General features: G+C 47.2%; 20 protein-coding genes and 1 tRNA gene. 14 read left to right on the top strand and 7 right to left on the bottom strand.

Features of this window, described 5'->3' with window-relative positions; genetic code table 11:
- Positions 1-6 precede the first annotated feature (6 nt).
- The 4 genes from thrS (at position 7) to rplT (ending at position 3,249) form a co-directional block, all read left to right on the top strand.
- The gene (gene thrS, locus AC5FX6_RS04980; protein WP_493595915.1) at positions 7-1,947 is read left to right on the top strand and encodes a threonine--tRNA ligase; all 1,941 of its coding nucleotides are present in this window, start codon (positions 7-9) and stop codon (positions 1,945-1,947) included.
- Between the two features lie 119 nt (positions 1,948-2,066).
- Positions 2,067-2,591, top strand: coding sequence for a translation initiation factor IF-3 (gene infC, locus AC5FX6_RS04975; protein ID WP_493595914.1), 525 nt, complete (start codon positions 2,067-2,069; stop codon positions 2,589-2,591).
- A 23-nt stretch (positions 2,592-2,614) separates the two neighbouring features.
- The gene (rpmI, locus tag AC5FX6_RS04970) at positions 2,615-2,809 is read left to right on the top strand and encodes a 50S ribosomal protein L35 (protein WP_007656420.1); all 195 of its coding nucleotides are present in this window, start codon (positions 2,615-2,617) and stop codon (positions 2,807-2,809) included.
- Positions 2,810-2,904: 95 nt separating this feature from the next.
- The gene (gene rplT, locus AC5FX6_RS04965; RefSeq protein ID WP_493595913.1) at positions 2,905-3,249 is read left to right on the top strand and encodes a 50S ribosomal protein L20; all 345 of its coding nucleotides are present in this window, start codon (positions 2,905-2,907) and stop codon (positions 3,247-3,249) included.
- 410 nt (positions 3,250-3,659) lie between these two features.
- On the opposite strand, the gene AC5FX6_RS04960 is transcribed toward rplT, so the two are convergent.
- Positions 3,660-4,145, bottom strand: coding sequence for a DUF4168 domain-containing protein (locus AC5FX6_RS04960; protein ID WP_493595912.1), 486 nt, complete (start codon positions 4,143-4,145; stop codon positions 3,660-3,662).
- A gap of 244 nt (positions 4,146-4,389) precedes the next feature.
- A tRNA-Met gene (locus AC5FX6_RS04955) sits at positions 4,390-4,463 on the bottom strand.
- Positions 4,464-4,598: 135 nt separating this feature from the next.
- Between AC5FX6_RS04955 and AC5FX6_RS04950 the strand changes: the two genes are divergently transcribed.
- The 8 genes from AC5FX6_RS04950 to bshB1 all read left to right on the top strand — a co-directional run bounded on the left by AC5FX6_RS04950 (position 4,599) and on the right by bshB1 (position 13,285).
- Positions 4,599-5,000: an START-like domain-containing protein gene (locus tag AC5FX6_RS04950; protein ID WP_493595911.1), complete on the top strand. Its 402-nt coding sequence runs from the start codon at positions 4,599-4,601 to the stop codon at positions 4,998-5,000.
- A 101-nt stretch (positions 5,001-5,101) separates the two neighbouring features.
- Complete coding sequence (locus AC5FX6_RS04945) at positions 5,102-6,529, top strand: LptF/LptG family permease (protein ID WP_493595910.1); 1,428 nt, start codon at positions 5,102-5,104, stop codon at positions 6,527-6,529.
- A gap of 117 nt (positions 6,530-6,646) precedes the next feature.
- The gene (gene rpsO, locus AC5FX6_RS04940) at positions 6,647-6,922 is read left to right on the top strand and encodes a 30S ribosomal protein S15 (protein WP_493595909.1); all 276 of its coding nucleotides are present in this window, start codon (positions 6,647-6,649) and stop codon (positions 6,920-6,922) included.
- Positions 6,923-7,063: 141 nt separating this feature from the next.
- Positions 7,064-9,202 carry a polyribonucleotide nucleotidyltransferase gene (gene pnp / locus AC5FX6_RS04935; RefSeq protein WP_493595908.1) on the top strand — a complete coding sequence of 713 codons (2,139 nt, stop codon included), beginning with the start codon at positions 7,064-7,066 and terminating at the stop codon, positions 9,200-9,202.
- Between the two features lie 191 nt (positions 9,203-9,393).
- Positions 9,394-10,257, top strand: a complete 864-nt coding sequence (locus AC5FX6_RS04930) for a sigma-70 family RNA polymerase sigma factor (RefSeq protein WP_007656436.1) — start codon at positions 9,394-9,396, stop codon at positions 10,255-10,257.
- 170 nt (positions 10,258-10,427) lie between these two features.
- Positions 10,428-11,366: a thioredoxin-disulfide reductase gene (gene trxB, locus AC5FX6_RS04925; RefSeq protein ID WP_493595907.1), complete on the top strand. Its 939-nt coding sequence runs from the start codon at positions 10,428-10,430 to the stop codon at positions 11,364-11,366.
- 135 nt (positions 11,367-11,501) lie between these two features.
- Positions 11,502-12,551, top strand: a complete 1,050-nt coding sequence (locus AC5FX6_RS04920) for a peptidoglycan DD-metalloendopeptidase family protein (protein ID WP_493595906.1) — start codon at positions 11,502-11,504, stop codon at positions 12,549-12,551.
- A gap of 14 nt (positions 12,552-12,565) precedes the next feature.
- Positions 12,566-13,285 (top strand): bacillithiol biosynthesis deacetylase BshB1, encoded by a 720-nt coding sequence (bshB1, locus tag AC5FX6_RS04915; protein ID WP_493595905.1) that lies wholly within the window; start codon positions 12,566-12,568, stop codon positions 13,283-13,285.
- A gap of 76 nt (positions 13,286-13,361) precedes the next feature.
- On the opposite strand, the gene accC is transcribed toward bshB1, so the two are convergent.
- Positions 13,362-14,864: an acetyl-CoA carboxylase biotin carboxylase subunit gene (gene accC / locus AC5FX6_RS04910; RefSeq protein WP_493595904.1), complete on the bottom strand. Its 1,503-nt coding sequence runs from the start codon at positions 14,862-14,864 to the stop codon at positions 13,362-13,364.
- A 208-nt stretch (positions 14,865-15,072) separates the two neighbouring features.
- Here accC and AC5FX6_RS04905 point away from each other — a divergent pair, with 208 nt between their 5' ends.
- Both AC5FX6_RS04905 and AC5FX6_RS04900 read left to right on the top strand, forming a co-directional pair.
- The gene (locus AC5FX6_RS04905; RefSeq protein WP_493595903.1) at positions 15,073-16,311 is read left to right on the top strand and encodes an aminotransferase class I/II-fold pyridoxal phosphate-dependent enzyme; all 1,239 of its coding nucleotides are present in this window, start codon (positions 15,073-15,075) and stop codon (positions 16,309-16,311) included.
- A gap of 106 nt (positions 16,312-16,417) precedes the next feature.
- The gene (locus tag AC5FX6_RS04900; RefSeq protein ID WP_299708567.1) at positions 16,418-16,609 is read left to right on the top strand and encodes a BF3379 family histone-like protein; all 192 of its coding nucleotides are present in this window, start codon (positions 16,418-16,420) and stop codon (positions 16,607-16,609) included.
- A gap of 78 nt (positions 16,610-16,687) precedes the next feature.
- On the opposite strand, the gene tyrS is transcribed toward AC5FX6_RS04900, so the two are convergent.
- The 4 genes from tyrS to AC5FX6_RS04880 form a co-directional block, all read right to left on the bottom strand.
- Complete coding sequence (gene tyrS, locus AC5FX6_RS04895; RefSeq protein WP_493595902.1) at positions 16,688-17,992, bottom strand: tyrosine--tRNA ligase; 1,305 nt, start codon at positions 17,990-17,992, stop codon at positions 16,688-16,690.
- A 70-nt stretch (positions 17,993-18,062) separates the two neighbouring features.
- Positions 18,063-20,639: a cellulase family glycosylhydrolase gene (locus AC5FX6_RS04890; protein WP_493595901.1), complete on the bottom strand. Its 2,577-nt coding sequence runs from the start codon at positions 20,637-20,639 to the stop codon at positions 18,063-18,065.
- A 28-nt stretch (positions 20,640-20,667) separates the two neighbouring features.
- Positions 20,668-22,572, bottom strand: a complete 1,905-nt coding sequence (locus tag AC5FX6_RS04885; protein ID WP_493595900.1) for a DUF294 nucleotidyltransferase-like domain-containing protein — start codon at positions 22,570-22,572, stop codon at positions 20,668-20,670.
- Positions 22,569-23,288 carry a 3'-5' exonuclease gene (locus AC5FX6_RS04880; RefSeq protein ID WP_493595899.1) on the bottom strand — a complete coding sequence of 240 codons (720 nt, stop codon included), beginning with the start codon at positions 23,286-23,288 and terminating at the stop codon, positions 22,569-22,571. The genes AC5FX6_RS04885 and AC5FX6_RS04880 overlap by 4 nt, the downstream gene beginning before the upstream one ends.
- Positions 23,289-23,398: the final 110 nt, after the last annotated feature.

The following is a 23,398-nucleotide window of genomic DNA, read 5'->3' as shown; positions in this document are numbered from 1 at the left end:
AAAAACATGATCAACATCACTTTGCCAGACGGCTCTGTACGCCAGTACTCAAAAGGTGTAACCGGCCTTGAGATCGCCACCAGCATTAGCGAGGGACTTGCCCGCAATGTTTTGGCCGTAAAGGTGAACGATTCCGTATGGGATCTGTCTCGCCCCATAGAAGAAGATGCCAGGGTGCAGCTGCTTACCTGGAACGACGATCTGGGCAAAAATACGTTCTGGCACTCTTCTGCCCACTTACTAGCGGAAGCACTGGAAGAGCTATACCCAGGTATAAAGTTCGGTATCGGACCTCCCGTTGAGAACGGCTTCTACTACGACGTAGACCTGGGAGAAGGCAAATCCTTTTCGCAGGACGATTTTGCCAAAGTAGAGCAGAAGATGCTGGAATTGGCGCGTGCTAAAAATGAGTACAAGCGCCAGGAGGTTTCGAAGGCGGATGCTATCAAGTATTTCACTGAGAAAGGCGACGAGTACAAGCTAGACCTGATCAAAGACCTGGAAGACGGTTCTATTACTTTCTATACCCAAGGCAATTTCGTAGATCTTTGCCGTGGACCACACATCCCGAATACCGGCTTCATCAAAGCGGCTAAGCTGATGAACGTGGCTGGTGCCTATTGGAGAGGCGACGAGAAGAGCAAGCAGCTAACCCGTATTTATGGCGTCACTTTCCCAAAACAGAAGGAGCTGACCGAATACCTGGAGCGTCTGGAAGAAGCCAAGAAGCGTGACCACCGTAAGCTGGGTAAAGAGATGGAGTTGTTTGCCTTCTCTGAGAAAGTAGGTATGGGCTTGCCCCTTTGGTTACCGAAAGGCACGCTGTTACGCGAGCGTCTGGAGCAATTTATGCGCAAGGCACAGGTAAAAGCTGGCTACCAGCCGGTAGTGACGCCGCACATTGGCAGCAAGGAGCTTTATGTAACTTCAGGACACTACGAAAAGTACGGTGCTGACTCTTTCCAGCCGATCAAGACACCAAATGAGGGCGAGGAGTTCTTCCTGAAGCCAATGAACTGCCCGCACCACTGCGAGATTTACAAAACACGTCCGCGTTCTTATAAAGAACTGCCCGTGCGCTATGCGGAGTTTGGTACGGTATATCGTTACGAGCAAAGTGGCGAACTCCACGGTTTGACACGCGTGCGTGGTTTTACCCAGGATGATGCCCACATCTTCTGCCGTCCGGACCAGGTGAAGGAGGAGTTTACCAAAGTTATTGACCTGGTACTTTATGTGTTCAATGCGCTCGGTTTCGAGGACTACACAGCCCAGATCTCACTGCGTGACCCAGAGAACAAGCAAAAGTACATTGGTGCGGACGAAGCCTGGGAGAAGGCTGAAAACGCCATCATTGAAGCAGCTGAAGAGAAAGGACTGCGCACTGTAACTGAATTAGGAGAGGCTGCGTTCTACGGACCAAAGCTCGACTTCATGGTGCGCGATGCATTGGGCAGAAAGTGGCAACTTGGAACTATTCAGGTAGATTATAACTTACCAGAAAGGTTCCAGCTGGAATATATCGGCGCTGACAATGCCAAGCATCGCCCAGTAATGATCCACCGCGCGCCATTCGGTTCACTGGAACGTTTCGTGGCTGTACTGATCGAGCACTGTGGTGGTAATTTCCCACTGTGGCTTAGCCCGGAACAGTTTGCGATTCTGCCTATTTCAGAGAAGTACCAGGATTTTGCGCAGCAGGTATACGACCGACTGCAGCAGGAGGATATCCGCGGCTTCGTTGACAACCGTGATGAGAAGATCGGCCGCAAGATCCGTGACGCAGAAGTGAGCAAAGTGCCTTACATGCTGATCGTGGGAGAGAAGGAGCAGGAGAACGGTGCAGTATCAGTGCGTAAGCACGGAGAAGGTGATTTAGGCACCATGTCTGTAGACGAATTCATCGCTACTTTCCAGTCAAAAATTGCTGAGATGCTGAACAATTAAAGGAAGATATTTTTTTCTTGATATAAAATTTGCGATATTCGCACCCTGATTGTAGAAACTAAATTTAAGGAGGTAAAACCATAGCTACGCCAAACAAGCGCTACATCCCACGCGGAAAAGTGGAGGAGCCATACAAAGTCAATGATAAAATAACTGCCAGAGAAGTCCGGTTGGTTGGTGACAATGTAGAGCAGGGAGTATTCTCGACTAGAGATGCTCAGAAAATAGCGAACGAGCAGAATCTTGACCTGGTTGAGATTTCGCCAACAGCTGTTCCACCGGTATGCCGTATCATCGACTACTCGAAATTCAAGTACGAGCAGAAGAAGAAAACCCGTGAGATGAAGGCGAAAGCTCAGAAAGTAGTCATCAAGGAGATCCGTTTCGGCCCTAACACTGATGATCACGATTTTGAGTTTAAACTGAAGCATGCGAAATCTTTCCTCGAGAGTGGTTTCAAGATAAAGTCTTATGTGCACTTCGTTGGACGTACGATCGTGTTTAAGGAAAGAGGAGAGATCCTGCTTCTTAAATTCGCTCAGGCACTGGAGGATATTGCTAAAGTGGAGCAGTTGCCTAAACTGGAAGGAAAGAGAATGTTCTTGATCCTTTCGCCAAAGGTAGCGCCTCCTGTTAAAAAGTAATTTGTTTAATTAATTATATACACATGCCAAAAGTTAAAACAAAATCTGGTGCAAAGAAGCGTTTTTCTTTGACAGGTACTGGCAAGATCAAGCGTAAGCACGCTTACAAAAGCCACATCCTGACCAAGAAAACGACGAAGCAGAAGCGTAACTTGACTCACACTGGCCTTGTTAGCTCAGCTGATATGGACCGCGTGAAATTGATGCTTCAAATCTAATTCTCCGGAATTAGAAGGTTAAATTATTAGTACGAACCCGGTGTCTGGTCTTTTGAAGATTAGATTTAATCACCAGCCGCCAAAACTTTTTAGAAATGCCTAGATCGGTAAACGTTGTCGCAGCGCGACACAGAAGAAAAAAAATGATGAAAATGGCCAAAGGTTACTTTGGCCGTCGCAAGAATGTTTGGACAGTTGCGAAAAACGCAATTGAAAAAGGTTTGCTTTATGCTTACCGTGACAGAAAAGCGAAAAAGAGAGATTTCCGCGCCCTTTGGATCCAGCGTATCAACGCAGGTGCACGTGAGCACGGGATGTCTTACTCACAGTTAATGGGCGGCCTGAAGAAGGCTAACATCGACCTGAACCGCAAAGTACTTGCTGACCTGGCGATGAACCACCCAGAAGCTTTCAAGAGCATCGTTGAGAAGGTAAAGTAATTTACTTCACATATATTAGAAGAAGGGCCTGACGCAAGTCAGGCCCTTCTTGTTTTTTATACCTTAGTGCAAACTATTCAAAGTTGACTTTGCGCATGTTATAGTACTGGTATATGAATCGAATAGTGCTTGGTAGTAGCGGAACTGTTCTATTTTATCCTACCGAACAGAATCACGTCCAGGCCATGTTTTTCTCAGGTAGGGCTGGAATTGAGATGACTAAATGTCCCTTTAACATGCAGTATACCAGATGCAATAAGTTGTATGCATTCATGTCTTACTTTATCCATTTACTTAATAAACATTTAACTGCGACTTCTGCTGATTTCTTTTGAGAAAGCATAAGTTACGTGGTTTAAAAAAAGCCCTTACACACTGCAAGGGCTTTTTTATTCTTGTATCGATTCCTGTTAGCGGGCCATCAGTTCATGCACTTTAGCCTTGACGGCTTCATCCTGCTGGTAGGCGGTTACAATCTCTTTGTATTTGTCTTCTGTCAGACCTTCTTCTTCAAGAGCGCTTTTAACGTTCTCTTTTACCGCCGGCTGTATTTCTATTATCTGTTTTGCAGCCTTATCAAAAGCGGCGAGCTGCTCTGGGCTTGCACCTGTCTCCGCTAGTTTCTGCTCACGCTGCGCCTGCGCAAATTTATTGAACTGCTCTACATCCATACCTGCTTCCTCTATAATACGGAGCATGTTTTGCTGACCTTCCTTTTGAATAGCCGTCACTTTGGCATTTGCCTGCAAAAACTTCTTAAGTTCTTCTTCTGAGAACTTGTCCTGCTGAAGCTGTTCCTGCTGCGGAGCCTCTGTAGCTTGCTGCGCTGAGGCCGTATTGGTATATCCAAGAGCGAAGAGAACGAGTGCACCTGACAAAATCTTTTTCATTTTCATGATCGGTTGTTTTAAGGGTTTAGATTAAAAAAAGAATCATAAAAGGCTCTGGGGATAATAAGTTGGTGGAGCCCATAAATTTTAAGATATGAAAAAGAGGGGCTAGCGCCAAAAGAAAGTGAAATCTCTTCCGAGAGGTCAAAGCCATTGTCAGATAGTGCAACTGGATAGTGCAACTGAAAGGAAGCTGCTTGAACTGGGCTATGGGCATAAAAAAAAGCTCCAGACCATGTCTGGAGCTTTGTAGCGGGGAGCAGAATCGAACTGCCGACCTCAGGGTTATGAATCCTGCGCTCTAACCATCTGAGCTACCCCGCCGAATTGTGGTGCAAATATAAGGGGTAAGTTTTTAAAAAAGCAACAATTGATGCACAAAAAAATATTTTATTTTCTGTATATTTAGCAAATCAGAAATTAACACTATACTTACTCAGTCACTTACAATACCAGATAATGAAAGCTACCAAGACGAAATTTGTGCATGAGTACCCTATAAATGCATCTGCCCGCTTATTATATCCCTATCTGAGCACCCCAAGTGGCCTTGCCCAGTGGTTTTGTGATGATGTGTCCATAAACGAGGACAAAGTGTTCAACTTCTTTTGGGACGGTCGCAACCATTATGCTGAGATGACAAGCCATCGTACAAATCGTTCTGTGCGCTTCCTTTTCCTGAATGACGATAAATCCCATGTATCTGATCCGTCTTATATTGATTTTTCAATCGAATCCAGTGAGCTGACGCAGGAGCAGTATTTGAAAGTAGTGGATTACTCAGAGGAGAATGATGAAGAGGAGTTGGAAGAGTTGTGGGAACATCTGCTGCAGAAACTGCGCGAAATAGTAGGAGGGTAGCGTTTCTTCCCGTCAAAGGATTATCTTTGCACGATTTTTGAAAGTCCGGTGTTAAAGAAAAAAACCGGGCTTTTCTATTGCCCGCTTGCCACCTGGCCCACATGAAGAAACTAGATAAGCTAATTTTAAAATCATTTGCCGGCCCTTTTCTGCTCACGTTTGCCATCGTGGAGTTCATCCTGCTCACGCAGTACATGCTCAAATACCTTGATGAACTGGTAGGGAAGGACCTTGGATACGACGTTTTTGCTGAGCTGCTGTTTTATTTCAGCATCAACATGGCTCCTGTAGCACTGCCGCTGGCCGTATTGCTCTCGGCACTGATGACATTCGGTACCTTGGGAGAGCACCACGAACTCACAGCCATCAAGACGTCAGGTATAGCCTTGCCACGCATTTTGCGTCCGGTTGCTTTCGTTGTGATTACGATTGCCATTGGAGCCTTTTACTTCAATAATTTTGTGGTACCGAAGGCGAACCTGAAGGCCTATAGTCTGTTATGGGACATCAGGCAGAAAAAGCCTGCCATGAACTTTAAGGAAGGGGCTTTCTACAACGGTTTGCCAGGGTACAGCATCAAGATCAACGAAAAACTGAATGACGGTCGTTCGTTGCGTGATATCATGATCTATGATCACTCCAAGGGCGGTAACAACACTACTGTGATTCTGGCCGATTCAGGACAGATGTATACCGAGCATAATGACAACTACCTTATTCTGGAACTCTTCCGGGGTAATACCTATGTTGATCAAAATAATGGTGGTTTCCGGAATTCTTCCGAGCAGTTTGTGCGGGAAAAGTTTGACGCTACAAAGATCATTTTCAGTTTAGCCTCGTTTGAATTGGGCCGTACCCGTGAGGAGCTCTTCTCGGACAACAAGATGATGAAGAACATTGGGCAGCTGACAGCGGTAACAGACTCACTGCGCCGATCTGGCACGCGTGAGCGTCAGATGTATGCGCCAAACGTCGATCCGTTCTATATGTACTTTAAAGCCGATACAGGCCAGGTGAAGAATGGATTGCCGCTTACCAAAACATTGCCGGACTCTTTGCATGAGCGCAAGGCTATATCACCTTTGACTGCGGATGTTATGCTGGCAGCCGCTAACAAGGCACGAAACGTGAAGAGCTTTACAGGAAGCTACAAGGAGCGGGTGACTACGCTAAGCCGTGACGCTAACAATTACGAAATTGAGATATGGCGCAAGTATACGCAGTCATTCGCCATCGTGATTATGTTTTTGATTGGCGCTCCACTAGGAGCAATCATCAAGAAAGGGGGGTTGGGAGTGCCTGTGATCATCTCCATCATGTTCTTTATTGTGATGTATGTGCTGGGTATACTGGGAGAGAAGTGGGCCAGAGAGGGGCTTATACCTGTTGAGATGGGAATGTGGGGGGCGAACGCTATCCTGCTGCCAATCGGTCTGTTTTTCCTATACCAGGCACAGAATGACTCCAGTCTCCTCGAAATAGATTTCTGGCGCAAGCTGATGGCTCGCTTAAAGCGCAATAAAATATAATCCTGCGCTAAAATAACTCGCTGCAAATAGTTTTTTAATATAGATATTTTATTTAACTTTGCGGCTTATACGGGAAACTATCCACTGAATATAACAGATTGATATTTTTTATACGCAATGAAATTAACTACTGAAGCGAAACAAGAAATTTTTGAAAAGCACAGCCTGAGCAAGTCTAAGACTGACACTGGTTCTGCAGAAGGCCAGATCGCGCTGTTCACTACGCGCATTGCTGATCTGACAGAGCACCTGAAGGTTCACAGAAAAGACTTCGGCACTCGTCTTGGTCTTCTTAAGCTGGTAGGTAAGAGAAGAAGACTTCTGAACTACCTGCAGAAAAACGACATTGAACGATACAGAGCGATCATCGCCGAACTTGGTATCCGTAAATAAGCTTACAGAAAATTAGGGAATTTCTTACAGGGATTCCCTAATTTTTTCAGTACCATTCCTTCCCTTCCTCTTTGCCAGTACCCCAGCAGCGGCTGCAAACGGCAGCCCTGTTTATTAGATGCCAAAAAATAATAATTGAAGATGTCTCAAAACGCAATCACAAAAACAATCTTTCTTCCGGATGGCCGGGAGATCATAATCGAAACTGGTAAACTAGCCAAGCAGGCTGACGGATCTGTCGTAGTGAAAATGGGTACTACCATGCTCCTGGCAGCCGTTGTTTCCAACAAAGAAGCCCGTGAAGGGGTTGACTTTTTGCCTCTCTCTGTAGACTATCAGGAGAAGTTTGCTTCTTCCGGTAAGATACCAGGAGGCTTCCTGAAAAGAGAAGCAAGACTTTCTGACTACGAAATTCTGATTTCGCGTTTGGTGGACCGTATCCTGCGACCAATGTTCCCGGGAGACTACCACGCCGAAACGCAAATGACCATACATATGATCTCTGCTGATGCGGAGATTATGCCGGATGCCCTGGCGGCCCTGGCAGCTTCTGCAGCACTTGCAGTATCTGATATTCCTTTCAACGGACCTATCTCTGAAGTACGCGTAGCGCGTATCGATGGCCAGTTCGTGATCAACCCGAAAGTATCTGACCTGAAGAGCGCAGACATCGACATGATCGTTGGTGGCTCTATCGACAGCGTAGCGATGGTAGAAGGCGAGATGAACGAGGTTTCAGAAGAAGAGATGCTCGAAGCAATCGCTTTCGCGCACGAAGCCATTAAGGTGCAATGCCAGGCGCAGATGGAACTTGCCGAAATGGTAGGCAAACTGCAGAAGCGTGAGTACTCACACGAAACACACGATGACGAGCTTCGTCAGAAGGTATACGAGGCGACTTACGACAAAGCATATGAAGTTGCCAAGCGTGGCAGAGCGAATAAGGCGGAACGCAAGGAAGGTTTTGCAGCCGTTCTGAACGAATTCGTTGAGTCTCTTGGTGAGGACCATGGTTATGACATGGGTCTGATCAAAACTTACTATCATGATGTAGAGAAAGACGCTGTTCGTAAGATGATCCTGAATGACCGTGTACGTCTGGATGGTCGTCAGCTGAACGAGATCCGTCCTATCTGGTCTGAGATCAACTACCTGCCAGCTACGCACGGTTCTGCCGTATTCACACGTGGTGAGACACAATCACTGACTACTGTGACATTGGGTACTAAACTGGACGAGCAGATGATCGACAGTGCGATGGTATCTGGTTACAACAAATTCCTGTTGCACTATAACTTCCCAGCCTTCTCAACAGGTGAGGTGAAGCCAAACAGAGGTCCTGGCCGTCGTGAGATCGGTCACGGTAACCTGGCGCTTCGTGCCCTTAAGAAAGTGCTTCCTGCAGATTCTGAGAACCCATACACGATCCGTATCGTGTCTGACATCCTGGAGTCTAACGGTTCATCTTCTATGGCTACAGTTTGTGCCGGCTCACTTGCTTTGATGGACGCCGGTGTTCCTGTAAAGGATGGCGTTTCAGGTATAGCCATGGGCTTGATCACAGACGAGAGCACAGGCAATTTTGCCGTTCTTTCTGATATCTTAGGTGATGAAGACCACTTGGGTGATATGGACTTCAAGGTAGCTGGTACCAGCAAAGGTATTACAGCCTGCCAGATGGACATCAAAGTACAAGGTTTGTCACACGACGTATTGAGCCAGGCACTAGCCCAGGCAAGAGAAGGTCGTCTGCACATCCTGAACGAGATGAACAAGACCATCGCTACTCCAAATGCTGACTACAAGCCACATACGCCACGTTCATTCAACATCGTGATCGATAAAGAGTTTATCGGTGCAGTGATCGGACCAGGTGGTAAAGTGATCCAGCAGATCCAGAAAGATACTGGCGCTACGATCATCATCGAAGAGAAGAACGAGAAAGGTCACGTAAACATCTTCGCCAGCGACCAAAACTCTATGAACAACGCCGTTGCCAAAATTAAGGCAATCGTTGCGCAGCCGGAAATAGGAGAGGTATACATCGGTACGGTGAAATCGATCCAGCCTTACGGTGCTTTCGTTGAGTTCATGGCAGGCAAAGACGGTTTGCTGCATATCTCTGAGATCAAGCACGAGCGTCTCGAAACAATGGACGGTGTGTTGGAGATCGGTGAGGAAGTGAAAGTGAAACTGATCGACGTCGATAAGAAAACTGGTAAATTCAAGCTGTCACGCAAGGCTATCCTACCGAAGCCAGGCGCTGAAGAGCAGAAATAATCCTGATATTTGATACTCCTGACAACTGCTCCGTATAAGGCTGAGCGGTGTCAGGAGTATTATGTTTACATGTCGCGTTAGAGGTTCTTGATTTTATTCGTAATATGTAAGAACTTTGCGCGATTTTCTGATGTTACCCCAACGAGCCCGAAATTAAGATTTTCACATTTTTGCAATAACATTATACTCTGATGAGACAACTCAAGATAAGCAAACAGATCACCAACCGCGAAAGCCAGTCGCTGGACAAGTACCTTCAGGAGATTGGTAAAGTTGATTTGCTTACACCGGATGAGGAGGTATCACTTGCTCAGAGAATCAAAGAGGGGGATCAGTTTGCGCTTGAGAAATTAACCAAAGCTAACCTGCGTTTCGTTGTGTCGGTGGCTAAGCAGTACCAGAACCAGGGCCTTTCACTAGGCGACCTTATCAATGAAGGTAACCTTGGTCTGATCAAAGCTGCGAAGCGATTCGATGAAACTAGAGGCTTTAAGTTTATCTCTTATGCCGTTTGGTGGATCCGCCAGTCTATTCTGCAGGCTTTGGCCGAGCAGTCTCGTATTGTGCGTCTGCCACTGAACCGAGTTGGTTCCCTTAATAAGATCTCTAAGTCCTTTTCTGAATTAGAGCAAAAATTTGAACGTGAGCCTTCTCCGGAAGAGATCGCAGAGGTGCTGGAGCTAACGACCGCTGAGGTGGTGGATACGCTCAAGATCTCTGGTCGCCACGTATCAGTAGATGCTCCGTTTGTGCAAGGCGAAGAAAACCGCCTGTTGGATGTGCTGGAAAACGAAGACGAAGAGTCTCCGGACACTGGCCTGATGAACGACTCACTTCGTAAGGAAGTGCAGCGCGCCCTTTCTACGCTTACCAAGCGTGAAGCTGACGTGATCACACTCTACTTTGGCCTGAACGGTGAGCACTCACTGACGCTCGAAGAGATCGGAGAGAAGTTCAATTTGACTCGTGAGCGTGTGCGTCAGATCAAGGAGAAAGCAATCCGAAGACTGCGTCATACATCCAGAAGCAAAGCATTGAAGCCTTATTTAGGTTAAGCTAATTACCTATTAAAAAGAGCCCTGTCCGTAAGGTCAGGGCTCTTTTCTTTTATGCCAGGTATACTTGTTCAGGCGTGTCTCCCTCTAATTAACATAGGAGGTATGCAGGCAGAGCATGAGATTTTTTTGTATACTTGCAACCAATTTCGAATAAGCATCACATAAACATGGAAATAGAAAAAGTAAAATGCCTGATCATTGGTTCAGGTCCCGCCGGGTATACAGCAGCCATTTATGCTTCCCGAGCCGGACTTAGTCCTGTTTTGTATCAGGGATTGCAGCCTGGTGGACAGCTAACTATTACGAATGATGTAGAGAATTACCCTGGCTATCCGGACGGAATCAACGGTCCGCAGATGATGGAAGACTTCAAGCGACAAGCAGAGCGTTTTGGCACCGATGTAAGGTATGGCATTGCCACAGCAGTAGATTTCTCTTCGCAGCCACACAAGGTGACCATCGATGACCAGAAAGTAATAGAGGCGCATACCGTTATTATTTCGACAGGAGCATCAGCAAAGTGGCTGGGTATGGAGTCGGAAGCCCGCCTGAATGGCAATGGTGTGAGTGCCTGTGCTGTATGCGATGGCTTCTTTTATCGTGGTCAGGAAGTAGCAATAGTAGGTGCCGGTGATACGGCTGCTGAGGAAGCTACCTACCTTTCCAATATTTGCAGTAAGGTATACATGATCATTCGCCGTGATGAGATGCGTGCATCCACGATCATGCAGGAGCGTGTGAAGAAAACCAAGAACATCGAAATACTGTGGAACTCTGTGACCGACGAGATCTTGGGTGAAGAGGTAGTGGAAGCGGTGCGGGTACGCAACGTTCTGACAGATGAACTGAGAGAGATTCCGGTGAGCGGTTTCTTCGTGGCCATTGGTCATAAACCGAACTCTGATATTTTTGCCGAGTACCTGAACCTGGACGAGAATGGTTATATCCGCACTATACCTGGTACAAGCAAGACCAATATTGACGGTGTATTTGCCTGTGGCGATGTGCAGGACTTTACCTATCGTCAAGCAGTGACGGCTGCAGGTTCAGGCTGTATGGCCGCGCTGGATGCTGAGCGCTATCTGGCTGCCCAGGATTTGCACTAAAAATGACCAATACGGTTTGCCCGGCAGTCAGAAACTTTTGCGGCTGTTAAGGTAAGACCACAATAAAATGGCGTTGCTGTAGTTAATTTTGCGAGAATGAGCATAACACAGCAGCTCTGCCTAATAATCAATACAATGCTAAAGTATAAAGCACCCCTTACGATTGCACTCTTTTTGTTCTGTCTCGTTTTTGGGGCGAACAGTGCCTTTGCTCAGGGTAAGGTCAAAGATCTATTTAAGGTGAAGTCGCCTAAAATAGATTACGTACGGCCTGACACCACGATCCTGATCAAGTACGAGGAATTTCCGGATGATGAATCGGATGCTGGAAAGTCAATTTTCTTTAATCCAAAGAAAGAGCTATCCATTGTGAGTGAAGATACCTCCGAGCTTGATTTGGGGGAGCAGCACATCGTAGAGGTGTCGGAAGAGGTGTTGATCGACTCCACCTGGATCAAGATAGCGGGTTATTATGCCATTTGGGATACACGGAATATTAACCCGTATCGAATGGATGGCCGTCAGCTACAGGATACAGTAGACATCACACTTTATGATCCGAGAGTTAAACGTGATTATAAAATGCCATTGGAGAAAACGCCTGTGACTAGCCGTTTCGGCCACAGAGGTTACCGCTGGCATTACGGTACTGACATAGACCTGAATACCGGAGACTCTATTTATGCCGCATTTGACGGCGTGGTACGCATTAACAAGTGGGATGGCGGTGGCTATGGCAATTACATTGTGGTACGTCACTACAACGGCTTAGAGACGCTATATGGCCACATGAGTAAGACCATCGCGGAGACCGGGCAGTTTGTAAAAGCCGGTGAGGTAATTGGTCTGGGTGGTAGTACCGGCCGTAGTTCCGGACCTCACTTGCACTATGAAGTACGTTACCAGGGCAACCCACTTGACCCGGAATTGATGTATGACTTCCCGGACTACCTGCTCAAAGGGCAGAGTTTTGTGATCACATCGGCTCTATTTAATTATTACAACAAGTCCAAGGGAAGCAGCAGCAGTGGCTCACGTAAGGCAACCTACCATAAAGTACGAAGCGGTGATACACTCTCAGGTATAGCGAAACGCTATGGCGTCTCTGTTGGGCAGATTACCAAACTGAACGGTATTAGCAGCCGTACTACCCTGAAAGTTGGACGTTCGCTCCGAATCAGATAAGAAAGCACTCAAGAATGAAGTTAGATATACTTGCCTTTGCCTCACACCCGGATGATGTAGAACTCGGTTGTGCCGGTACACTGATCGCTCATATTGCCGCTGGCAGGAAAGCCGGGGTTGTAGACCTCACTAGAGGGGAGCTCGGTACAAGAGGAACACCTGCTGAGAGGGTAGCGGAAGCAGATGAAGCTGCCAAGATCATGGGACTCTCGGTGCGTGATAATTTAGGCTTTGCTGATGGCTTCTTTGCAAATGACAAAGAGCACCAGTTGCAGATAGTGCGCAAGGTACGCCAGTACCAGCCAGATATAGTTTTGATGAATGCCCTGCATGACCGCCATCCCGATCATGGACGTGGTGCAGCCGTAGTAGCGGAGGCCTGTTTCCTGGCAGGGCTCAAAATGATCAAAACCTTGGGTGATGATGGTTTGGAGCAACAAGCCTGGCGCCCGAAGGCAACTTACAACTTTATCCAGGACCGCTATATCAAGCCTGACTTTGTCATGGATGTAACGCCTCACTGGGAGAAGAAACTGGAGACCATCCGGGCTTTCAGAACACAGTTTTACAATCCCGACGACAGCTCCCCGAATACCTACATCTCATCGCCCGAGTTTCTGGATTTCATCGAAGCCAGAGCACGTGAGTATGGACATGCGATCGGGGTGACCTTCGGCGAAGGTTTCACCTCTGCCAAGCAGGTAGGGGTCCGCAGCCTCTTTGATCTGATTTAACTTTTGGACTAAGTATACTCACAGAAAGGGCCGGTCATTTGACCGGCCCTTTCTGCTATTTTAAAACAGGCTATACCTATTTTACTCTGTTCTTGCGCCAGTTCGAACCAGTACCATTTTGTGTGCCAGTACTGCCGGCGGTCACTTTAGGCTTGTTGTTTCCGAGCAGCATCGCTGCAAGTACAGCCGCAATTTCTTCCGTGTCGCTATTTGGCTTTGCGTCCAGTACACTAGGCGTGAAGTATCGCTCAATGAATTTGGTATCGAAGTTACCAGAAACAAATGCCTCGTGCTGCAAGACAAATGTGCCAAAAGGTAAGGTGGTCTCTATACCTGTGATTTTGTATTCGTCGATAGCTCGCAGCATTTTCTCAATCGCTTCCTGACGATCTTTGCCGAAAGTCACCAATTTAGCGATCATCGGGTCATAGTAAATTGGAATGTCCATCCCTTGCTCAAACCCGTCATCTACACGCACACCAAGTCCCTGTGGGCGAACGTAAGTTTCTAAGCGACCGATATCAGGCAAAAAGTTATTGGCAGGGTCTTCAGCGTAAACACGTAGTTCCAAGGCATGGCCGTTTATGGTCAGGTCTTCCTGGCGAAAGCTAAGCGGATTGCCTTCTGCAATCAGGATCTGCTCTTTTACCAGGTCCAGGCCCGTTATCTGTTCTGTCACCGGATGCTCTACCTGCAGACGGGTGTTCATTTCCAGGAAGTAGAAGTTCAGATTTTCATCTACCAAAAACTCCACTGTGCCAGCTCCCACATAATCGCAGGCTTTGGCCACATCCACAGCGCATCGGCCCATTTCATCACGGAGCTCAGGTGTAAGGACAGCAGAAGGGGCTTCTTCGATCACTTTCTGGTGGCGGCGTTGAATAGAACACTCACGCTCAAACAAATGAACAATATTGCCATGGGTGTCGCCCAGTACTTGTATCTCAATGTGACGAGGAGAACCGATATATTTTTCTATAAAAACAGAACCATCACCGAAAGCAGAAGTCGCTTCGCTGACAGCCAATTTCATTTGTTCTTCAAACACTTCCACGCTTTCTACTACGCGCATCCCCTTGCCACCGCCACCGGCACTGGCTTTGATCAGGATGGGGAATCCAACGTTTGAGGCGATCTCTTTGGCTTCTTCCACATCCGAAATAGCCTCTTCGGTACCCGGCACCATTGGTATCTTGTACTTGGCAACAGCTGCTTTGGCGGCCAGTTTGCTACCCATCAGTTCGATGGCTTCCGGAGACGGGCCGATAAAGATCAAACCGGCTTCCTGCACCTGACGGGCAAAATTTGCGTTCTCAGAAAGAAAGCCGTAGCCTGGATGGATCGCATCTACCTGTAGTCGTTTACATACTTCAATGATCACATCCCCACGCAGGTATGATTCATTTGACTTGGGACCACCTACGCACACAGCTTCGTCAGCGTAGCGCACATGCAGGGCATTGCGGTCAGCCTCACTGTATACGGCAACGGTACTGATTCCCATTTCTTTGGCAGAGCGCATCACACGCAGGGCTATTTCACCACGGTTGGCTACGAGTATCTTATTGATTTTTCTCATGCAGTAGCTAAGCTTTATTTTCTTCAAAGAAACGGTATAAGAGGCAAACTTAAAAATGAGCTGTCGAAAAAGGGGCGGCAAGAGTATTAGAAATTGTTTATGAATCTATAAAATCATAAATTTGCAGGCATTATACTCAGAACTGAACATATAGTATAACTAACTATATCAGAACCTTAAATTATCCCGAAACTTAATTAAACACAAGGTGGATTTATTTGAAAAGTTGTTGACCAACAGAGGTCCGTTAGGCAGCCACTCACATTATGCGCATGGCTATTTCACGTTTCCAAAGCTTGAAGGGGAGATCGCTCCGCGCATGAAGTTCAGGGGCAAGGAAGTACTTACCTGGAGCCTTAACAACTACCTGGGTCTGGCTAACCACCCGGAAGTGCGTAAAGCTGACGCTGACGCCGCTGCTGAATGGGGTATGGCTTACCCAATGGGTGCCCGCATTATGTCTGGTAACTCAAACCTGCACGAGAAACTGGAGTCTGACCTGGCTGAGTTTGTGCAGAAGCCTGACGCGCTGTTGCTGAACTTCGGCTATCAAGGCGTTGTATCGATCATCGATGCGCTGGTAGATCGTCATGACGTGATCGTGTACGATGCTGAGTCGCACGCATGTATCATCGACGGTGTGCGCCTGCACCAGGGCAAACGCTTTGTTTACGGTCACAATGACATGGCCAGCCTTGAAAAGCAGCTAGAGCGTGCTACACGTTGGGCAGACAACACAGGTGGCGCTATTCTGGTGATCACAGAAGGTGTGTTTGGTATGTCTGGTAACCTGGGCAAGCTGAAGGAAGTGGTTGAACTGAAGAAGAAGTTCCAGTTCAGACTGTTGGTTGACGATGCGCATGGTTTCGGTACCATGGGCAAGACTGGTGCCGGTACTGGTGAGCACCTGGGTGTGCAGGATGGAATTGACGTGTATTTCTCTACTTTCGCAAAGTCTATGGCCAGCATTGGTGCCTTTGTAGCCGCTGACGAGCAAGTGGTAGAGTACCTGCGCTACAACATGCGTTCTCAGATCTTTGCCAAGTCACTGCCTATGCCATTGACAGTGGGTGCTATCAAGCGTTTGGAACTGCTCCGTACCAAGCCTGAGCTGAAAGATAAACTGTGGGAAGTAGTAGATGCCCTGCAGAAAGGTCTTCGTGATAAAGGCTTCAATATCGGTACAACTGAATCACCGGTAACACCTGTGTTCCTGAACGGTCAAATTCCGGATGCAACGCAGTTGACACTTGATCTTCGTGAAAATTACAGCATTTTCTGCTCTATCGTAGTATACCCGGTTGTACCTAAAGACGTGATCATGCTGCGTCTTATCCCGACAGCTGTGCATACGCTGGACGATGTGAAAGAGACAATCGACGCATTCGAAAAGATTGCACAAAAACTAGATAAAGGTCTATACTCTAAGTCAACAGTGTCTGTTTAATTTGCTTTAGAGGCATATATTAAAGTTTGCTAATCTTTGCATGTTATCATTTAATGTGTATATTGGAGCAGTAAAAACAAATGTTTCACTATAATAAACACCTCAAATGAACAACAACTTTAGCAAACTCAAGGACCTAGTAATGTCGTTGGAAGCTGACTTCGAAAAATTCTATGACAAGAACAACGCAGCTGCCGGTACTCGTGTACGTAAAGGCATGCAGGACCTGAAAAACATGGCTCAGGACATCCGTAAGGAAGTTCAGGACATGAAAAACAGCGCGACAGAGACTAAATAAGTAACTCTTTAAGCAATAGTAACAAAAAAGGTGATCTGAAAAGATCACCTTTTTTGTTTGTAGTTGGCTGTTATTCAGTTAGTTAACTGAAACAAGGAAGTAGTTTTTCTTTCCTTTCTGCACCACCAGGTATTTCGCCTGTAATAGTTCATAGTTTACAGCGTCCTCTGTTCCCTGTATCTTCTGGCGGTTGATGCTCACGCCACCATTTTTGATCATGCGCTTAGCTTCGCCCTTCGATTCGAAAATCTGTCCGCCAGTTACATCAGAAAGCAAATCACTTACTGTGGCAGCTGCTTCGTAGCTTCCGCGGCTCACTTCAATGTGCGGTACGCCTTCGAAAACAGAAAGCAAAACATCCTCTTTTAGGCCTTTAAGTGTCTCTAAATCGCCTTTTCCAAATAAAATTTCAGATGCATCGACAGCGGATTTGTAATCTTCTTCGGAATGCACACGAATTGTAACATCTTTAGCCAAGGCTTTTTGTAATACACGCAAATGAGGGGCTTGTTTGTGCTCTTCAGTTAAGCGCTCAATTTCCTCTTGCGGTAATAGAGTGTATACCTTGATTAGCTTCTCGGCTTCTTCATCCGATAAGTTAAGCCAGAATTGGTAGAACTTGTAAGGAGAGGTGAAAGCCGGGTCGAGCCATACGTTGCCACCCTCGGACTTGCCAAATTTAGTACCATCCGACTTGGTTACCAGTTTACCTACCAGCGCGAAGGCCTTGCCGTCGTCAATGCGTCGGATCAGTTCTGTTCCTGTCGTGATATTACCCCACTGATCAGATGCGCCCATTTGCAGACGCACGTTCTTGTTCTTGTACAGATGGTAAAAGTCGTAGCCCTGTATGAGTTGGTAAGAGAACTCAGTGAAAGAAAGACCCTCGGCACGGTTGCCCTCCTCGTCAGCACTGATACGCTTCTTTACCGAGTCTTTGGCCATCATATAATTTACGGTCAGGTGCTTGCCCACCTCACGCAGGAAACCCAGGAAGCTGAACTCTTTGAACCAGTCGTAGTTGTTCACGATCTCGGCAGAGTTTTCACCGCTATTGAAATCCAGGAATTTCTCGAGCTGCTTGCGTATACCTGCCAGGTTGTTTTGAAGACTAGCTTCATCCAGCAGATTTCGCTCAGCTGACTTGCCTGATGGGTCACCGATCATACCAGTGGCACCGCCTACTAGTGCGATAGGCTTATGGCCTGCACGCTGTAAGTGAACCAGCAGCATGATGGTTGCCAGGTTACCGATGTGCAGGGAAGATGCAGTCGGGTCAAAACCAATATAACCCGTGGTCATACCTGAAGCTAATTGTTCTTCTGTACCGGGCATGAAATCGTGGAGCATGCCTCTCCATCTTAATTCTTCTATCAGATTCATGTAAGCCTAAATAATCGTCTGTTCAGGGCAAATATATAAAAGAGTTGGCAGATTAACGGCCTGTAAGTCCTTAACGCGTGAGCCAGACTGATGCCACTTCGAAGCTATAGGGTTGCCCATAAGCTGCTGCTGTTATTCCTTCACCAATGGAAACCTCTATTTTTTCGACCTGACTTAAATCAAACTTATCAGCTGAAGCGGACTTGAAACGGAAAGGGTGGAAACCCGGGTATGGCCTTGGGAGTAGGATAAAACTGTCTGGTCTAAGCGAATTCAATGGGATTTCAATCTCTTGCAGTTGCTGATTAATATTTACAAAAGCAGAATAGGCAGCGGCATCTTTAGTGATGAAGGTGATTTTCATTTGTAAAGGGGCACTATTGTCTGTACGTGCTTTTACAACGATCTTTTTGAAATCAGACAGTGCAGTTTGCCTGTTATGCAGCTTATCACCAATGTAGTGTTGCCAGGCGATTACAGGTTCTCCTTCTTTCAGATCCGGACGGCTGAGTTTCAATGCCATCTGGCCTGGTATTTCGGTTGTGAGCAACTGTCTCTCTTCGCTCCGCCACAGGTTGGGGTATACGGTGAGATTTCGGTCTTGCGCAGCATTGAACAGCTCCAACGCGCTTTTTTCAGCGGCCACTCTCATTTGCCAATAATCCTGCTGAGTATAGTCCCAGGCATGTGGGTTGCCTTTATGGCCACCAGGGAAAGTAGTATAGTCATCCTGTCCTTTCTGCACCAGAATGCGGTACTGATTAAGACCAGGGGTCAGAATATCTGCTGGCACATCAGCTTGCCAGGTGTAAGCTTTGTTCTCTTGCATTTCAATTGTTTTCCAAACGCCAGAGAAATTGTTCATCAGCAGTGTGACCTTATCGTTGGGTGCTATACCTGCAATTACAGCGCTGATTGATAAGGATTTGTTAGCTGTTACTTCCTGTTTGGGTTGATGATGAAGGGTAGGTTCACCAGAATACGGCTGTGGGGCTACAAACTCACTGAGCTGTAAGTTGTGAAGCTTGCTTTGGCTGCGTTTAAATATTTTGCCGCTTTTGACGAGCAGGTAGGTACCCGGCTGAATTGTGAAACTACCTTGGTTGGCTTTAGTGCTATACCTGTTGCCTTCGTTCAAAGCCTCAACAGTAAAGTTTTCACCCAATTCAGGAAGTTTTACCTGTATGGTATGAGCACGCCATTGTATCCGCACAACCTCTTTCTGTGGCGAGGCTTTCGCAAAGGGATCACTAACAGGTATAGCATCCGGCATCACTTCAAGTCGCCATACTCCGTTTTCAAGTTTGTCAAGAAAGTAAGCACCGTGGCCACCATAACCCACAACTGATGAGCTTCCTACACCGGCCAGACGCTCGAGTTTGTTTAAGTTGACAGGTTTGGTACTGGTTGTATTGGCGTAATAAAACTCCTGAGAGGTGTTCATTTCGCTTAGTTGCTGCTTGTGGCTTACACGAAACACATCAAATACGCTATCAGCAGGGTAAGCACCGAAACTTTTTAAGCGGGGCAGTTTCTGGAAAGCCTTGGAGGCGATAAGCAGACTAATGGCTTTTTCGGGGGTATAGGCGAGGTTAACGTAATGGGTCTGGTATTCGGTGTTGGCGTATGCTGTCGCCATAGGGTCGTAAGCAAACTGCGTAGCACACTGAAAACCGGCTTCCCTGAAACTGCAAGCCATGGCGGGATACATGGTGGGAGAGGATATATCACCCGCGTCGAACTCGTACACCATGCGGGCTTTGCCAGCAAAAGCAAGTATGGTATCGAAGGGGATGCTATACCTGTCTACGTGGGGCAGGTAGTTGCCTTGCAGGGTGCGGTTTGCGACCAGTCCCGTCGGGTACCACTGAAAACTGACGCCATCAATATTGGCGTTGGCTACCGCGTCGGCATAGCGCGGCGATTCACTGATGTTGTAGAAGATCGGCTTGGTCCAGCCTGTGCCTCTGATGGCCTTCACCATGCGGTTAACATATTCGGTAGCGCGTGTTTTCGGACCTGTGTGGTGCGGTTCGTTGTTTACCTCCGTCGCGATCACATCCGGGTCGTTTTGGTAAGAAACCTTGGTATAGGGATTAACATGCTCAAAAAACTGCTTTAAGTAACGCTCCTGTGCCTGAAAAGCCGCATCTTCGGTGACGGCCTGCTGCTTGTTGTAAACGCTCGAAAAGCCGCCGGTTTTATAATCAGGCTCTGGGTAGCCAGGTCCCCAAAAGGCGATAGGGGTGATCAGGACCTTGATGTTCCGCTCCTTTAGTTTGTAGATCAGATAGTCAAATAAGCGCAAGTGTTCATTTTCCAGCAAATTGCCCAGCGAATCGCTGATTTCGGTGTCCCAGACATGCACTCGGAAGGCGTTGAAACCCAGCCGGGCCATGTGATAAACATCCTGATCTATAGCTTTTTCAATGTCTATACCTAAAGCTTTGTGGGAACGATAGCCATAAGCGAAGGGCACAGTATAATTCACACCAAAGAAGTTGGCTTCGGCCTTGCTTTTCTGCCAGCGCAGCACGCCTTGTTTATCTACATACACAGGATTGTTACTCTGGCCAAAGGCTGTCAGAGTGGTTCCAAACCAGGTCAGAAGTAGTACCGCTATACCTATCCGTAGGCTGTTCTGCATATGTTCTTTTCTTAAAGTCTTATTTGTTTTAGTAAAGTGTTTCCATGAAGTTGACCCGTATTTTGGTCTGGAAATCACTGATGACCTTGAAGATTTCCTTCAGCGTTACCTGTTCAATTTTGGTAAGTGTCTTCGGGTCAAGCAAATTGTCAGGTTCTTTGCGGTCATCGATAATCTGGATAGACTGTTTTTTCAAGCGCATCCCCATCAGGTAATAATAGGCTTGTAGCAATTCCTGGCGTTCCTTTTCGGTAAAAATACCCATGCTGGCAAGGGCCTCCAGTCGTTCCCCTGTATTGGTTAGGAAGATACGGTTGCGCAGTGCATAGGCCCTGACCAGATCCACAATCGGTGTCATGGTCTTTTTCAGGTTAAACACCTGCTGGCTACCTTTGCTGAAGGTTTTGATGTTGTTGAAAAAAGTAAGCGGCGGCTCATACTGCAATGCATTTTGGGCCATGTGATGCAAAAACTTATACCTAGGGTGCTCCAGTTCTTCATGCAGAAAGCCTTTCAGGTTATCCATGATGCTTTGTTCTCCATACAAGAAGCGACAATCAAAGAAGGTGGCTACTTTCAGTACCGCCTCCGGGGCAGATTCCTGCAGCCAATTGCTGTAATTACGCTTCCAGTGGGAGAGGGAATGCGTCCATTTTGAGTTTTTGGCCATAAATCCTCCTTCACAGAAACTGAAACCTATATGGTCAAGCCGTTCGGATACAGTGGACGCAAAGGCCAGGAAATATGCCCGTACCATCTCCCTTTGTTCATTGGCCTTGTCTTCATAAATGATGGCATTGTCCTGGTCAGTCCGTAGCGTTTGCTCTTTTCGGCCTTCGCTCCCCAGCACCATAAATACAAACCTGGCGGGAGGTGGCCCCATTTCTTCGATAACGCCTTCAATTACATTAATGGCTATTGTGTCGGCCACTGTCGTAATGACTTGGTTCACAATTTCGGACTTGACACCTCGGTTAAGCAGCTGGTATACCTGCTCCGGAACTTTTTGCCAGCGCTGCTTTAGTTCGGATACGCTACGTGCTAGTTTGACCGACTGTATGAACATGAACGGGGACTGAGCCAGACTGCTCAGCAGTTTATTCCGGCTAATAAAACCTGTATAGCCACTGTCATCTGTAATCAGTAGGTAACGTGCGCGGGTTTGAAACATCAGCAGCACCGCTTCATAAATATAAGCCTTGGATTCAATCGATATGATGGGCTGATCCATGATGTCTTGCACGGGCTGGGTATAGGGTACCTGCCGTGCCACCACGTTGTTGCGCAGGGTGAGGTCCGTAATATAGCCCTTGATCTGGTTTTGCTCGTTCTGCACAAATAGGCAGCTCACTTTTTGGCTGATCATCAGTTGAGCGGCCGCGGCAATAGAGGTGCTACCGGGGCAGGCTACTATGGTGCGCGGCTCTATGGTTTCGAGCTTGCGGGAGTAGAGTTGGTCAGCGGCTATGTTGTTTTCAGGCTGAATGTGCGATGGCCTTATAAAATGTGCGTACTCTTCATCCAGCATCCGTCGACCGTATTCGGCTGTGAAGTAATGGAAGAAGGCTTCATAGGCCTGGCACAGCGCTAAAAACTCCTTGCGGTGCAAGGTATAGACCACTGTGCCTTTGCGCGAAATAACGGTGCGAAACGAACGGCGCCGGTTGAGCAGGAGAGAGGCACCCCCATAGCAAGTGCCACTAGCGTAGTTTGTTACCAGCCGTTTATTTTGTTCGCTATCATAAAAAAACACTTCATATGCGCCCCGCACGATCAAATCCACTCCACGTAATTTCGACACATCCTGCAGGTATAGAATGCTCTCTTTTGGATGCTGTACCTCCTGAAGCAGTTCTGCCACCCCTTGCAGCACCTCATCAGGCAGCACGTCAAAAGGCCTGACGGTTTTTAGAAATTCATATTTTGGATTCATGTCAGCAGTAAGGCGATTAGGTATAGGAGAATGATCAATAGTAAGAATCCGACGAAGTACATGAGTCTGCGCCGATGGCTGCGTGGTTTTCGTCGGAGCGGCTGTGGAGGCGAAGGCATCTGCTGTAATTGGATAGTATGGTCGTCAATGTCGCCTCTTTGCCAGAGCTCAAAGAAACAGCGAGCCGTTGCATGGGCATCATGGCGTGCATCGTGTTCGTTTTGCAGCGGTTCTCCGAAAAGCCGCATATACAGCTCACCCAGGCGCATCTGCCGGTGTCTTGCTTCCCGCACAAAATGGTTTGTGGCGAGCATGGTGCAGAAGGTAGGTAATTGCTCCAGCGGATTATCCAGACCAGCTCTGTAAAAGCCAAACCCCAGCATCTTGTAATCAAGTTGCATGAAATGCCCCACAACCAGCGGCTGGAACTGAAGCAGATCCTGCTGCAGGCAGTGTAAAGCCTCGTGGCGCCCAATTCCATTCTCCTCCAAAAAGGCTACACTGATACCATGTATACGCTCTGAAACGGAACTCATTTCATAGTCTGATGGCTTGATATAGAAGTTTTCAGTCTTCACTAACTCTCCCTGCCAGGTATAGACCTCCCAGGCCACCTGTACAATGTGGGGCCAGTTGTCTCGGGCCGAATAGGGCTTGCTCCAGTCCTTAGGCAGGCCCGAGGTTTCGGTGTCGACAAAGAGCAGGTAGGTGTTCACTTTATAAAATTAGATAATATTCAGGACGGTCAGAACATATTGGAAGTTTATTCTTTTTTTGGTCTTCTGACCTTTTATTTGCTGGGCAGATACCAGTATATTTGATGTCA

Source organism: Pontibacter sp. LHS2 (genome assembly GCF_058932845.1).
Note: the sequence above shows the minus strand (reverse complement) of the source record. Positions and strands in the feature narration are given on the sequence as shown.

Bases quoted from the DNA above. Each gene is read 5' to 3' on its own strand.
- thrS (WP_493595915.1), top strand. From the start codon at position 7: ATGATCAACATCACTTTGCCAGACGGCTCTGTACGCCAGTACTCAAAA.
- rpmI (WP_007656420.1), top strand. From the start codon at position 2,615: ATGCCAAAAGTTAAAACAAAATCTGGTGCAAAGAAGCGTTTTTCTTTG.
- rplT (WP_493595913.1), top strand. From the start codon at position 2,905: ATGCCTAGATCGGTAAACGTTGTCGCAGCGCGACACAGAAGAAAAAAA.
- AC5FX6_RS04960 (WP_493595912.1), bottom strand. From the start codon at position 4,145: ATGAAAATGAAAAAGATTTTGTCAGGTGCACTCGTTCTCTTCGCTCTT.
- AC5FX6_RS04950 (WP_493595911.1), top strand. From the start codon at position 4,599: ATGAAAGCTACCAAGACGAAATTTGTGCATGAGTACCCTATAAATGCA.
- AC5FX6_RS04945 (WP_493595910.1), top strand. From the start codon at position 5,102: ATGAAGAAACTAGATAAGCTAATTTTAAAATCATTTGCCGGCCCTTTT.
- rpsO (WP_493595909.1), top strand. From the start codon at position 6,647: ATGAAATTAACTACTGAAGCGAAACAAGAAATTTTTGAAAAGCACAGC.
- pnp (WP_493595908.1), top strand. From the start codon at position 7,064: ATGTCTCAAAACGCAATCACAAAAACAATCTTTCTTCCGGATGGCCGG.
- AC5FX6_RS04930 (WP_007656436.1), top strand. From the start codon at position 9,394: ATGAGACAACTCAAGATAAGCAAACAGATCACCAACCGCGAAAGCCAG.
- trxB (WP_493595907.1), top strand. From the start codon at position 10,428: ATGGAAATAGAAAAAGTAAAATGCCTGATCATTGGTTCAGGTCCCGCC.
- AC5FX6_RS04920 (WP_493595906.1), top strand. From the start codon at position 11,502: ATGCTAAAGTATAAAGCACCCCTTACGATTGCACTCTTTTTGTTCTGT.
- bshB1 (WP_493595905.1), top strand. From the start codon at position 12,566: ATGAAGTTAGATATACTTGCCTTTGCCTCACACCCGGATGATGTAGAA.
- accC (WP_493595904.1), bottom strand. From the start codon at position 14,864: ATGAGAAAAATCAATAAGATACTCGTAGCCAACCGTGGTGAAATAGCC.
- AC5FX6_RS04900 (WP_299708567.1), top strand. From the start codon at position 16,418: ATGAACAACAACTTTAGCAAACTCAAGGACCTAGTAATGTCGTTGGAA.
- tyrS (WP_493595902.1), bottom strand. From the start codon at position 17,992: ATGAATCTGATAGAAGAATTAAGATGGAGAGGCATGCTCCACGATTTC.
- AC5FX6_RS04890 (WP_493595901.1), bottom strand. From the start codon at position 20,639: ATGCAGAACAGCCTACGGATAGGTATAGCGGTACTACTTCTGACCTGG.
- AC5FX6_RS04885 (WP_493595900.1), bottom strand. From the start codon at position 22,572: ATGAATCCAAAATATGAATTTCTAAAAACCGTCAGGCCTTTTGACGTG.